This is a genomic window from Achromobacter sp. CF-sbj1-Ac2-l (genome assembly GCF_052698165.1).
This window is the reverse complement of record NZ_CP199855.1, coordinates 4,641,073-4,654,170: the sequence shown is the minus strand read 5'-3', so window position 1 is coordinate 4,654,170 and position 13,098 is coordinate 4,641,073. Positions and strand designations below refer to the sequence as shown.

At 59.1% G+C, this 13,098-nt stretch carries 6 protein-coding genes, 2 tRNA genes and 4 rRNA genes; 8 read left to right on the top strand and 4 right to left on the bottom strand.

Features of this window, described 5'->3' with window-relative positions; genetic code table 11:
• Nucleotides 1-151 precede the first annotated feature (151 nt).
• Entirely contained in the window at nt 152-1,075 is a 924-nt protein-coding gene (locus tag ACUDCK_RS21250; RefSeq protein WP_054501164.1) for a LysR family transcriptional regulator, read from the bottom strand.
• A 239-nt stretch (nt 1,076-1,314) separates the two neighbouring features.
• On the opposite strand from ACUDCK_RS21250, the gene ACUDCK_RS21245 reads away from it, so the two are divergent.
• Complete coding sequence (locus ACUDCK_RS21245; RefSeq protein ID WP_054501165.1) at nt 1,315-2,832, top strand: acetyl-CoA hydrolase/transferase family protein; 1,518 nt, start codon at nt 1,315-1,317, stop codon at nt 2,830-2,832.
• Nucleotides 2,833-2,874: 42 nt separating this feature from the next.
• On the opposite strand, the gene ACUDCK_RS21240 is transcribed toward ACUDCK_RS21245, so the two are convergent.
• Entirely contained in the window at nt 2,875-3,822 is a 948-nt protein-coding gene (locus ACUDCK_RS21240; RefSeq protein ID WP_064524106.1) for a LysR substrate-binding domain-containing protein, read from the bottom strand.
• Nucleotides 3,823-4,005: 183 nt separating this feature from the next.
• Here ACUDCK_RS21240 and ACUDCK_RS21235 point away from each other — a divergent pair, with 183 nt between their 5' ends.
• From ACUDCK_RS21235 to rrf (ACUDCK_RS21205), 7 genes are all read left to right on the top strand, one after another.
• Nucleotides 4,006-4,374, top strand: a complete 369-nt coding sequence (locus ACUDCK_RS21235) for a hypothetical protein (RefSeq protein ID WP_244976904.1) — start codon at nt 4,006-4,008, stop codon at nt 4,372-4,374.
• A 1,370-nt stretch (nt 4,375-5,744) separates the two neighbouring features.
• Nucleotides 5,745-7,275 (top strand): 16S ribosomal RNA (locus ACUDCK_RS21230).
• A 130-nt stretch (nt 7,276-7,405) separates the two neighbouring features.
• Nucleotides 7,406-7,482, top strand: a tRNA-Ile gene (locus ACUDCK_RS21225).
• Nucleotides 7,483-7,512: 30 nt separating this feature from the next.
• A tRNA-Ala gene (locus ACUDCK_RS21220) sits at nt 7,513-7,588 on the top strand.
• A 297-nt stretch (nt 7,589-7,885) separates the two neighbouring features.
• Nucleotides 7,886-10,766 (top strand): 23S ribosomal RNA (locus tag ACUDCK_RS21215).
• 200 nt (nt 10,767-10,966) lie between these two features.
• Nucleotides 10,967-11,079, top strand: a 5S ribosomal RNA gene (gene rrf, locus ACUDCK_RS21210).
• A gap of 177 nt (nt 11,080-11,256) precedes the next feature.
• A 5S ribosomal RNA gene (gene rrf, locus ACUDCK_RS21205) occupies nt 11,257-11,369 on the top strand.
• The 16S, 23S and 5S rRNA genes sit together here with 2 tRNA genes alongside, the layout of an rRNA operon.
• Before the next feature lie 158 nt (nt 11,370-11,527).
• On the opposite strand, the gene ACUDCK_RS21200 is transcribed toward rrf (ACUDCK_RS21205), so the two are convergent.
• Together ACUDCK_RS21200 and ACUDCK_RS21195 are read right to left on the bottom strand one after the other, a co-directional pair.
• The gene (locus ACUDCK_RS21200; protein WP_116793568.1) at nt 11,528-12,292 is read right to left on the bottom strand and encodes an aldolase; all 765 of its coding nucleotides are present in this window, start codon (nt 12,290-12,292) and stop codon (nt 11,528-11,530) included.
• A 27-nt stretch (nt 12,293-12,319) separates the two neighbouring features.
• Nucleotides 12,320-13,033 (bottom strand): haloacid dehalogenase type II, encoded by a 714-nt coding sequence (locus ACUDCK_RS21195; RefSeq protein ID WP_054503278.1) that lies wholly within the window; start codon nt 13,031-13,033, stop codon nt 12,320-12,322.
• Nucleotides 13,034-13,098 lie beyond the last annotated feature (65 nt).

The window sequence follows — 13,098 nt, the reverse complement described above, 5'->3', positions numbered from 1 at the left end:
GTCCGTTGCAACAAAAACTCAGCTATGTCCCCCGTTAGATTCCGGCTGTCGCTGGAGGCGATCGAGGGGCGCCAGAAACAAAAAATGGGGGCGGATTTGATCCGGAGTTCCGGCCACGGTCGTCGGGCGGGCGGCGCCCGCGGCCGAGGCTTCAGGGCTGTTGCGCGCGTTTCTCAGCCCGGGCTCGCCGGGGGACGCCCAGCACCGCGTCGCAGACCTCCAGCCATGCGCGGGCGGCGTACGACAGATAACCCGATTGCTGCCAGATGTGGCCGACCTCCCATTGCAAGCCGGATTTGGCCAGCTTGGCAGTGCTGAGTCCGCGCGTCTTCATCCGCTGCATCAGCGGTTCGGGCAGCAGCGCCACGCCGAGCCCGGCCGATGCCATCGCCACCAGGAAATCCCAGTGCGCGCTCTGCGCCGCGATCCCGGGTTGCAGCCCGGCATCGGCAAACGCCTGGCGCAGCCGCCGCGTCATGGCGAAGTCGTCCGTGGGAATCAGCAGACGGGTGTCGCGCAGCGCACTCAAGGGCAGCGAGGTCTTGCCCGCCCAGGCCGCGTCGGGCGGCCCGATCACCCAGATGGGATAGCTGCCGAAGGCCTGCGTCGCCAGGCCGCTGTCGGGCGCGATCGGCAGGATGGTGGCGCCCACCTCCAGTTCGCCGCCCGCCACCAGATCCTCGACCGCGCGGCCGGTGCCCTCCCTCAGGGTCAGGTGGATGCCGGGGTGCAGTTCGCGAAAGCGCTTCACCACTGGCGTGAACAGCAGGTTGATCATGGGCGGGATGCCCACCTCCAGCGAACCGCGTTGCAGTTCTGCCGTCTGGCGCATTTCCTCGCTCAACTGGCGCATGGTCTCCAGCACCTGCAGGCCGCGCTGATACATCACGCGGCCGGTATCGGTGGGGCGGGCCGTGTGGCCGTCGCGCACCAGCAGCGGCGTGCCGGCTTCCTCTTCCAACTGGCGGATCATCTTGCTGACGGTGGACTGCGTCACGAACAGCGCCCTGGCCGCCTGCGTAAAGCTGGCATGGCGGACCGTTTCGACGAAGTACCGCAAGGCGCGCACGTCCAAGGCTCATCTCCTGCGCAAGGCGCGGAACATTCAAATAATGAAAAAAACGAATTGATTGGATGATTTTAAGTCATTACGAGATTTTGCTCGCGCTTCCTATACTGCGGAAAATTCGTCCCGAGGCCGGCCTGCCAGGCCTCTCGGGCGTAAGGAAACGCCGCGCTAGACGGCGCCTGGATGCGAGCGGCGGCGCCGCCACGTCCGGCCGCGAGCCGCCGGCTTTTGAATCTGGAGACACCATGCATACCGACCGTATCCGCCATCCCGGGCTACGCGCCAAGATTACGTCCGCTGAACAGGCGGCCCTGCTGGTGCAGGACGGCATGACCGTCGGCATGAGCGGCTTCACCCGCGCCGGCGACTGTAAGTCGGTGCCTGCCGCGCTGGCCGAGCGGGCCGGGCGCGAACCGCTCGCCATCACCCTCATCACGGGCGCCTCGCTGGGCCACGACACCGACAAGATGCTGGCGCAGGCCAACGCGCTGGCGCGCCGCATGCCGTTTCAGGTCGACACGACCTTGCGGCGCAAGATCAACCAGGGCGAGATCGCCTTCATCGACCAGCATCTGTCGGAGACGGCAGAGCAATTGCGCGCCGGCCACATCGGCCCGGTCGACGTGGCCATCATCGAAGCCGCCGCCATCACGGAGACCGGCGCGATCGTCCCGACCATGTCGGTGGGCAACTCGGCCTCGTTCGCGCAACAGGCGCGCTGCGTCATCATCGAGCTGAACCTGGGCGTGCCGGCCGCGATCGAAGGCCTGCACGACATCTACGTGCCGGCCGATCGCCCCAACCGCGAGCCCATGGGCCTGGTGTCGCCCGACCAGCGAATCGGCCAGCCGTTCATCGAGGTGGATCCGGACAAGATCGCCGCCATCGTTATCACGCACGAGCCCGACAGCCCCTCGAACGCCTTGCCCCCGGACGCCGAGACCAACGCCATCGCCGCGCACATCAATGCGTTCCTGCGCCGCGAAGTGGACGCCGGCCGCCTGACCAATTCGCTGCTGCCGCTGCAGGCCGGTATCGGCACCATTGCCAACGCCGTGCTGCATGGTTTTGAATCGTCCGATTTCGACGGGTTGACGATGTACTCCGAGGTGCTCCAGGACAGCGCCATCGAGCTGCTCGACCAGGGCAAGCTGGCCTTCGCCTCGGCCTCGTCCATCACGGTATCCAAGCCGGTGTACGAGAAGATCCTCGCCAACATCGATCACTACCGCGAACGCATCCTGCTGCGTCCGCAGGAAATCAGCAACGCCCCGGAGATCGTGCGCCGCCTTGGCATCATCGCCATCAATACCGCGCTGGAGTTCGACATCTATGGCAACGTCAATTCCACCCATGTCGGCGGCACGCACATGATGAACGGCATCGGGGGCTCCGGCGACTTCGCCCGCAATGCGCACCTGGCGATCTTCGTGTCGAAGTCCATGGCCAAGAACGGCGACATCTCCAGCGTCGTGCCGATGGTGTCCCACGTGGACCACACCGAGCATGACGTGGACGTGCTCGTCACCGAGTGCGGGCTGGCCGACTTGCGCGGTCTGGCGCCGCGCGAACGCGCCCGCGCCATCATCCAGCATTGTGTGCACCCGTCCTATCGCCAGGCCTTGCAGGACTATTTTGACCGGGCCTGCGAGCGCGGCGGCCAGACGCCCCATCTGCTGGAAGAGGCGTTCGCGTGGCACCAGCGCTTCAACGAGACCGACACCATGCGCGCGGTTTCCCCCGCGACCCGCAAGGTCGCCTGACCTTGCGCCTGTCCGCCGCCGGACGCTCAGGCCGGCGGCAGCCTACGCCCGCTCGTCCCGCGCCGCCTTGACCGCGTCATGGCGCGCGGCGGTCACCAGGCCCTTGCTGGAGCGTTCCAGTTCGTCGCGCAGCCATTGTTTCAGCGCCACCAGTGGCGCCCAGTCGCGCAGGCTAGGCCGGTAGACCAGGTGATAGGTCTGGGCCTGCTCATAATGGACCGTTACGGGCGAAACCTGCACCAGCCGTCCGGCACAGATCGCGTCCGCGGCCAGCAACTCGCGGCCGAGGGTGATGCCCAGGCCCTGCTCGGCCGCCTGCAGCATCATCCCCGCATCATTGAACGTGGCGACTGGCGTCACCGGCACGCTCAGTCCGGCCGCGTTGAACCAGTGTTGCCACATATCGCGTTCGCCTAGCAGGGGCTGCCGCGCCAGCGTCTCGGGCGTGTTGTCGGGCAATGCAGCCGCCGTTTCCGGCGAGGCCAGCGCGATCAGCGGCAACGGCATGTCGAACAGCGGCTCGGACTCGACGCCCGGCCACGGGCCGCGGCCGAATCGCAGCGCCGCGTGGAAGCCGTCGCGCAGCAGGTCCACGACCTGCTGCGAGGTCTCGATCTGCAGCGACAGGTCCGGGTGGCGCTTGTGCCAGCGCGTCATGCGCGGCAATAGCCAGCGCTGCGCGAACGAGGGCAGCACCGATACGCGCAGCCGCTGCGCGCTGCCGGTCGCGGCGGCCGACGCCGCCATTAGGCCCTCGTCCAGCAACGCCATGGCGCTCTGCACACTGCACAACAGCGCGGCGCCGGCGGGGTTCAGCACGATGCCCCGCCCGCTGCGCTCGAACAAGGCGAAGCCCAGTTGTTCTTCCAATCCCTTGATCTGCTGGCTGACCGCGCTGTGGGTCAGGTGCAGGCGCTCGGCCGCGGCGCGCAGATTCTGTAGTTCGGCGACGGCGCGGAAGGCGGGCAGGGTATTCAGGGGCAGGCGCATGGGAAAGGGGGCGGGACGCCAGGGAGTTTCACGGGCACTCCGTCCAGGAAGGCGAGTCCGCCCCACGGAGGGAATGATTCGATTGGTTAGCTTAGCTGACCGTCCTGGGTAAAACAATTCGATTTTCAGCGCCGGTTTGGGCGAATACGCTTACCAAAACGGACTGAATCGAGGAGCCAAGCCATGTCCGCCCAAACCTGCATCCAGACCTCTCCCGCTTTCGGCGCCGCTTGCCCGGCGCCTGCGCGGACTCAAGCGCCCGAGATCACGCCGTCCGTGGCGCCGGCTATCCCGGTTCCCCAGCCGGTGGCGCGCAACCTGCAATCCCCCGTCGCCGCCCTCAACGGCGCGGCCGCGCCGTCGAGCGGCTTCATTGCTCGCCTCTGGCACGCCTATCGCGCACGGCGCGCCGACCGGATCCTGCGCAATCTCGCGGACGAGATGGACGTCCACATGCTGAAGGACGTGGGCGCGCCGGAATGGCTGGTGAATCAGGCCACGGTTGAGCAATCGCTCAAGCGGATCACGCGCATCGACAGCCTGCGCTGGTGATGTGGACGCCTGGCCGGGAAGGGGGCGATGAGACCATCAGCCCCGATTCCCGGCCTTATATCTATATAGAGAGGCGGTCCCCATGGCGGATGGCCGCCGCCAAGAGATGAAGCATGAGTGAGGCACCCGCGAAGAGCGCGCAGGTGTCTTCGAAGGGAGCGAGACGTCTGTCTCCGGGCGCAATTGCCCCGCCCCAGCCATCTGAACGTATCGCGCCCTTCCCTATATAGAGAGAAGAGAGCTTTCTCTAGAGAGGAGATAGCTCTCTCTATATATAGAGGAAGGCGAGGGGGGAGCCGTTCCCCTCCAGGCTGCCGTGGCCGGCAACCCTTTCGCATTCTCGTAGGAGAGGGAGGGGATCAGGGCCATACCCCTTCGCCACGGGGGATCCCCGGGCCTTGCCGCGTGGAAATCATCATCTTTCTGCAAAACGAGTGTCATGCCGGCGTGACAAGCCAAAATTCTGTGCTATAGTCTCGCTCCTTCGCAGTTCACGCAGTTTTGTGAGCCGCGAAGCCAGGCAAGTGCAACGGATTTGACGCTATGGCGACGAATCTGCCGCAGGGCAGCAAGGCGGTGAGTCAGCGATGATTCTCTCGAACCGGCGGTCAGCGAATTTTGCGTAAGTCGGTGCAAATCAGGCAGAAGCCAGTTGCACGATCTGCAAAAATTGTGCTATAGTCTTGGGCTTGGCTGGTGACGGCGAATCAGGGTTTACCCGATAGGGTGGTCTGAACAATGTTGCAAGCCGACTGGGCGGTAACCAACCTCTGGAGCGATCCGGAGCTGCTGCGAAGTGAAGCGATTCACAAAGCGGCGGGGTTGCAGGATAGGATGCAAATTAGGCAAAAGCCGGTTGCATAATCTGCAAAAGTTGTGTTATAGTTTCAGGCTTGGCAGTTACCGAAAACTTAGGGTTAACCCTGATATTTCGATAGCTGCTAAAGAGAAAGCCGGGTGCGAACCTGGTGAGACCTGAAGAGGTCGTAGGCAAGACAGCGAAGTGAAGCAAGCAACGCTGACTTGACAAACGATAAAAACTTCTTCATAATCTCGTTTCTCTGCTGCTGACACAGCGATCGACGCGAAAGCGAAATCGCCGAAGAAAGCAGAAGATGCAGTAAGTAGTTTGGTAGTACAGAATTTGGCAGTACCGCTCTTTAACAATTAAACAACCGATAAGTGTGGGCGCTTGATGCGAGTGCGCAGTGACTGGTTTTTAAAACCCGTCACAAGCACAATGAAATCAAGTGCTCACTAGAAGTGAAGTACCTTAGATGTCAAGTCTAAGCACATACCTCACTTCCTTTGAGTAGCGACGTATGACTCGGTTCTTCGGAACTAAGAAATACGAAACAAATACAGAGATTAAACTGAAGAGTTTGATCCTGGCTCAGATTGAACGCTAGCGGGATGCCTTACACATGCAAGTCGAACGGCAGCACGGACTTCGGTCTGGTGGCGAGTGGCGAACGGGTGAGTAATGTATCGGAACGTGCCCAGTAGCGGGGGATAACTACGCGAAAGCGTAGCTAATACCGCATACGCCCTACGGGGGAAAGCAGGGGATCGCAAGACCTTGCACTATTGGAGCGGCCGATATCGGATTAGCTAGTTGGTGGGGTAACGGCTCACCAAGGCGACGATCCGTAGCTGGTTTGAGAGGACGACCAGCCACACTGGGACTGAGACACGGCCCAGACTCCTACGGGAGGCAGCAGTGGGGAATTTTGGACAATGGGGGAAACCCTGATCCAGCCATCCCGCGTGTGCGATGAAGGCCTTCGGGTTGTAAAGCACTTTTGGCAGGAAAGAAACGTCGCGGGTTAATACCCCGCGAAACTGACGGTACCTGCAGAATAAGCACCGGCTAACTACGTGCCAGCAGCCGCGGTAATACGTAGGGTGCAAGCGTTAATCGGAATTACTGGGCGTAAAGCGTGCGCAGGCGGTTCGGAAAGAAAGATGTGAAATCCCAGAGCTTAACTTTGGAACTGCATTTTTAACTACCGGGCTAGAGTGTGTCAGAGGGAGGTGGAATTCCGCGTGTAGCAGTGAAATGCGTAGATATGCGGAGGAACACCGATGGCGAAGGCAGCCTCCTGGGATAACACTGACGCTCATGCACGAAAGCGTGGGGAGCAAACAGGATTAGATACCCTGGTAGTCCACGCCCTAAACGATGTCAACTAGCTGTTGGGGCCTTCGGGCCTTGGTAGCGCAGCTAACGCGTGAAGTTGACCGCCTGGGGAGTACGGTCGCAAGATTAAAACTCAAAGGAATTGACGGGGACCCGCACAAGCGGTGGATGATGTGGATTAATTCGATGCAACGCGAAAAACCTTACCTACCCTTGACATGTCTGGAATGCCGAAGAGATTTGGTAGTGCTCGCAAGAGAACCGGAACACAGGTGCTGCATGGCTGTCGTCAGCTCGTGTCGTGAGATGTTGGGTTAAGTCCCGCAACGAGCGCAACCCTTGTCATTAGTTGCTACGAAAGGGCACTCTAATGAGACTGCCGGTGACAAACCGGAGGAAGGTGGGGATGACGTCAAGTCCTCATGGCCCTTATGGGTAGGGCTTCACACGTCATACAATGGTCGGGACAGAGGGTCGCCAACCCGCGAGGGGGAGCCAATCCCAGAAACCCGATCGTAGTCCGGATCGCAGTCTGCAACTCGACTGCGTGAAGTCGGAATCGCTAGTAATCGCGGATCAGCATGTCGCGGTGAATACGTTCCCGGGTCTTGTACACACCGCCCGTCACACCATGGGAGTGGGTTTTACCAGAAGTAGTTAGCCTAACCGCAAGGGGGGCGATTACCACGGTAGGATTCATGACTGGGGTGAAGTCGTAACAAGGTAGCCGTATCGGAAGGTGCGGCTGGATCACCTCCTTTCAGAGCTTAGTGCTCGTGTTAAGCGTCCACTCTTATCGGTTGTTTGATATAGCTGGGATCGGTTGTGGGCTTGGGTAGAGGGACTCCTCCCTGTGTCCATGACTTCTGACTACTGATCCGAGAAGGTTTTGGGTCTGTAGCTCAGTCGGTTAGAGCACCGTCTTGATAAGGCGGGGGTCGTTGGTTCGAATCCAACCAGACCCACCAAGTATTCGCAGGTAGAGATGCCGTGGATATGGGGGTGTAGCTCAGCTGGGAGAGCGCCTGCTTTGCAAGCAGGATGTCATCGGTTCGATCCCGTTCACCTCCACCAAGACCTGCGCCTGGTGGGATGTAGAGGCTAACTCATAGCGTCGTGAGGAATAATATCTTCACGGTCTTATGAGTTGGGTTTTACTCAACAGCTATATTCGTTCTTTAACAATCTGGAAGAAGCACAACGAAATGTGCTCATCAAGTAATCAGCTTGCTGATGAAGATGGGTACGGGTTGTGATTGCATTAATTTTGTTCCAAGTTCTCAAGACTGGGGTGAATAACCTCAGACTGCTTTGAAACTTATGAACGGCACAAACGCTAATACTCAGGTCCTATAGCCTACAGCGTTATAGGATCAAGCGACTAAGTGCATATGGTGGATGCCTTGGCGATCACAGGCGATGAAGGACGTAGTAGCCTGCGAAAAGCTGCGGGGAGCTGGCAAACAAGCTTTGATCCGCAGATATCCGAATGGGGAAACCCACTCCGCAAGGAGTATCCCTGACTGAATACATAGGTCAGTGGAAGCGAACCGGGTGAACTGAAACATCTCAGTAGCTCGAGGAAAAGAAATCAACCGAGATTCCGAAAGTAGTGGCGAGCGAAATCGGAAGAGCCTTCACGTTTTAGCATGCAAGATAGTCGAACGGAATGGAAAGTCCGGCCGTAGCAGGTGATAGCCCTGTAGACGAAATTTTGTGTGTGGAACTAAGCGTGAGAAAAGTAGGGCGGGACACGTGAAATCCTGTTTGAAGATGGGGGGACCATCCTCCAAGGCTAAATACTCGTGATCGACCGATAGTGAACCAGTACCGTGAGGGAAAGGCGAAAAGAACCCCGGAAGGGGAGTGAAATAGATCCTGAAACCGTATGCATACAAACAGTAGGAGCCTCCTTGTGGGGTGACTGCGTACCTTTTGTATAATGGGTCAGCGACTTACATTCAGTGGCAAGGTTAACCGAATAGGGAAGCCGTAGCGAAAGCGAGTCCGAATAGGGCGATTCAGTCGCTGGGTGTAGACCCGAAACCAGATGATCTATCCATGGCCAGGTTGAAGGCACGGTAACACGTGCTGGAGGACCGAACCCACTAATGTTGAAAAATTAGGGGATGAGCTGTGGATAGGGGTGAAAGGCTAAACAAATCTGGAAATAGCTGGTTCTCTCCGAAAACTATTTAGGTAGTGCCTCAAGTATTACTGCGGGGGGTAGAGCACTGTTATAGCTAGGGGGTCATGGCGACTTACCAAACTATGGCAAACTCCGAATACCCGCAAGTACAGCTTGGGAGACAGAGCACCGGGTGCTAACGTCCGGACTCAAGAGGGAAACAACCCAGACCGCCAGCTAAGGTCCCAAATTATCGCTAAGTGGGAAACGAAGTGGGAAGGCATAGACAGTCAGGAGGTTGGCTTAGAAGCAGCCATCCTTTAAAGAAAGCGTAATAGCTCACTGATCGAGTCGTCCTGCGCGGAAGATGTAACGGGGCTAAGCGATAAACCGAAGCTGCGGGTGTGTACTTTGTACACGCGGTAGGAGAGCGTTCTGTAAGCCTGCGAAGGTGGCTTGTAAAGGCTGCTGGAGGTATCAGAAGTGCGAATGCTGACATGAGTAGCGATAAAGGGGGTGAAAAGCCCCCTCGCCGTAAGTCCAAGGTTTCCTGCGCAACGTTCATCGGCGCAGGGTGAGTCGGCCCCTAAGGCGAGGCAGAGATGCGTAGCTGATGGGAAGCTGGTTAATATTCCAGCACCGTCGTACAGTGCGATGGGGGGACGGATCGCGGAAGATCATCAGGGTGTTGGATGTCCCTGTTGACGTATCGAAGATGGCGCTTAGGCAAATCCGGGCGCGTAAATCAAGGGTATGGCACGAGCGAGCATTGCTTGCGAAGTGATTGGAAGTGGTTCCAAGAAAAGCCTCTAAGCTTCAGCTGTACGAGACCGTACCGCAAACCGACACAGGTGGACGGGATGAATATTCCAAGGCGCTTGAGAGAACTCAGGAGAAGGAACTCGGCAAATTGATACCGTAACTTCGGGAGAAGGTATACCCCGGTAGTGTGAAGCGCCTGCGCGCTTAGCATGATGGGGTCGCAGAGAATCGGTGGCTGCGACTGTTTATTAAAAACACAGCACTCTGCAAAGACGAAAGTCGACGTATAGGGTGTGACGCCTGCCCGGTGCCGGAAGGTTAAGTGATGGGGTGCAAGCTCTTGATCGAAGCCCCGGTAAACGGCGGCCGTAACTATAACGGTCCTAAGGTAGCGAAATTCCTTGTCGGGTAAGTTCCGACCTGCACGAATGGCGTAACGATGGCCACACTGTCTCCTCCTGAGACTCAGCGAAGTTGAAGTGTTTGTGATGATGCAATCTACCCGCGGCTAGACGGAAAGACCCCATGAACCTTTACTGTAGCTTTGCATTGGACTGTGAACCGGCCTGTGTAGGATAGGTGGGAGGCTTTGAAGCGTGGTCGCTAGATCACGTGGAGCCATCCTTGAAATACCACCCTGGTTTGTTTGCGGTTCTAACCTTGGTCCGTTATCCGGATCGGGGACAGTGCATGGTGGGCAGTTTGACTGGGGCGGTCTCCTCCCAAAGTGTAACGGAGGAGTTCGAAGGTACGCTAGGTACGGTCGGAAATCGTGCTGATAGTGCAATGGCATAAGCGTGCTTGACTGTGAGACTGACAAGTCGAACAGGTGCGAAAGCAGGACATAGTGATCCGGTGGTTCTGAATGGAAGGGCCATCGCTCAACGGATAAAAGGTACTCTGGGGATAACAGGCTGATACCGCCCAAGAGTTCATATCGACGGCGGTGTTTGGCACCTCGATGTCGGCTCATCTCATCCTGGGGCTGTAGCCGGTCCCAAGGGTATGGCTGTTCGCCATTTAAAGAGGTACGTGAGCTGGGTTTAAAACGTCGTGAGACAGTTTGGTCCCTATCTGCCGTGGGCGTTGGATACTTGACGGAGCCTGCTCCTAGTACGAGAGGACCGGAGTGGACGTACCTCTGGTGTACCGGTTGTCATGCCAATGGCATTGCCGGGTAGCTAAGTACGGAAGAGATAACCGCTGAAGGCATCTAAGCGGGAAACTCGTCTGAAGATTAGGTATCCCGGGGACTTGATCCCCCTAAAGAGTCGTTCGAGACCAGGACGTTGATAGGTCGGGTGTGGAAGCGCAGTAATGCGTTAAGCTAACCGATACTAATTGCTCGTGAGGCTTGATCCTATAACACTGATGGTTATGACCTGGTGGTATAGCGTTCCAAGTGTCGTTCAATACAAAATCTGGCTGCCCCGTCAGCAGCCAGCCAACACCAATTACACCCACTGTGCGTTGATCATCGAGTCATACTCTGATCGCCACACGTTGCGCTTCTTCCAAGATTGGAGCGGTTGTCCTCAAAGACAATCTCTCAACCCGTTACGCCTGACGACCATAGCAAGGTGGTACCACTCCTTCCCATCCCGAACAGGACAGTGAAACGCCTTTGCGCCGATGATAGTGGACGGACGTCTGTGAAAGTAGGTCATCGTCAGGCTTTTATTGCTCAAAACCCCGCAGGCTACGCCTGTGGGGTTTTGTCTTTGTATGAAAGGCCCGCTTTTGCGCGTGGCACGATCATTGAGCCTGGCTCTGATCGTGGCCAGCCATGCGGTCCCTGCAGTGCACAGGATTGGAGCGTTCGCCCTCGTAGCGGAATGCTCGGCAGGTCAAGCCTGATACCCATAGCAAGGTGGTACCACTCCTTCCCATCCCGAACAGGACAGTGAAACGCCTTCGCGCCGATGATAGTGGACGGACGTCTGTGAAAGTAGGTCAGTATCAGGCAGTTATTCGAAAAGAAAACCCCGCAGGCTAGCGCCTGCGGGGTTTTTTGTTTTATCCGGGGTTACAGCGCCTTGGTGCAACGCGTGGATGCAGATCTTGGCAGCGACGTCATCGCGGGTGGAGCATCTGCGTCAGGCCGCTGGCGGCGCATGCAGACATCAACTGGCCTGGCGTTGTGCGGTATCGGGCAGTTGGCGCCGCAGTGCGGCGAAGAACAATTCCGACTGCAGGCGTTCGCTCTGGATCTGCTCAGCGACCTTGGCGGCGATTTTCGGATCCACCGGTGCCATTGGTCGGCCAGTGGATTGCGCCAGCACCTGGGCGGTACAGGCGCGCTCGAGGAAGAACAGGTCATCGTAGGCGTAGTCGAGGCGCTCGCCGCAGACCACCACGCCGTGATTGCCGAGAAATGCGATGTCGGCGCCTTGCATGGCGTGAGCGATGCGTTCGCCTTCGCTGGCATCCAGGGCCAGCCCGTTGTATTCCGCATCGACGGCGATGCGGCCGTGAAAGCGCATGGCATTCTGTGACAGCGTGGTATCCAGCGTCCGATCGACCGTCAGCGTCAGGGCCGTGGCGTATGGCATGTGGGTGTGCAGCACACAGGCCTTGCCGGCGATGCGGTGGATCGCGGCGTGAATGAACATGGCCGTCGGCTCGACTTCATGGCGTCCGGCGAGCTTCTGGCCCTGGGCGTCGACCAGCACGATGTCGTCTGCCTGGACCTCGTTCCACATCAGGCCGCGGGGATTCAGCAGGAAATGATCGCTGTCGCCGGGCAGCGCCACGCTGAAGTGGTTGCAGACGCCTTCGCCGAGGCCGTGCGCGGCGGCCGCGCGCAGGGCCAGGGCCAGGTCGGCGCGCAGGGCGGCAACACGATCGGCGTGGAAGAGCGCATCCGCGAAGTGGGGATCTTTGTTCATGGGCAACCCGAGGTCAGAGGTCAGCGTTCAGATCCAGCCAGCCTGTTGGAACAGGCCGGGGACTTTGTCCAAACTCGATACAGTAGCGTCGGGGCGATAGTCCGGCAAGGGCTGGCGCCCGGTGCCGCGGTCGATCCAGACGCAACGGAAACCGATGTCGCGGGCGGCGGCGTGGTCCAGATGCGGACTGGCGCAGATGTGCACGACCTCGTCGGGCGTGACGCCCAAGCTGTCGTGGGCGTGGGCGAAGATGCGCCGTGACGGCTTGTAGGCGCCGGCCTGCTCGGCCGTGATGACGCGGTCGATGTGGCCACCCAACTGCGCCACGTTGCCCGCGATGATGGCGTCGTCGGTGTTGGAGATGATGCAAAGGCGGAATCCGGCGCGCTTGAGGGCGGCCAGGGTATCGACCACTTCCGGAAATGGCGGCATCGCCGAAATACTGCCGGTCAGCAGCTCGGCGTCCTGCGGCCGGTAGTCCAAGTCGAGGTCGCGCATGGTAAGCCGCAACGACTCGCGGGTGACGTCGACAAAGCGCATATGGGGCGGCGTGCGTTCCAGCCGGTGTTCATGCTCGTCGTAGACGCGCAGGAATTGTGCGGGTGTCGGCTTATGCTGACGCGCTTCGTCCCCTGCCAGGATACGGGCGACCGCGGCTTGCAGGCCTTCGTCCCATTGGATCAGCGTGCCGTAGCAGTCGAAAGTGAGCCATTGCGGGCGTGGGAGGTGGTCCAGGGGCATGGGATTCCTTGTCGGAAGTCGTGGGAGATGAAGCCAGCTTAGGACTGAGCCACCTGAGTCGTAAA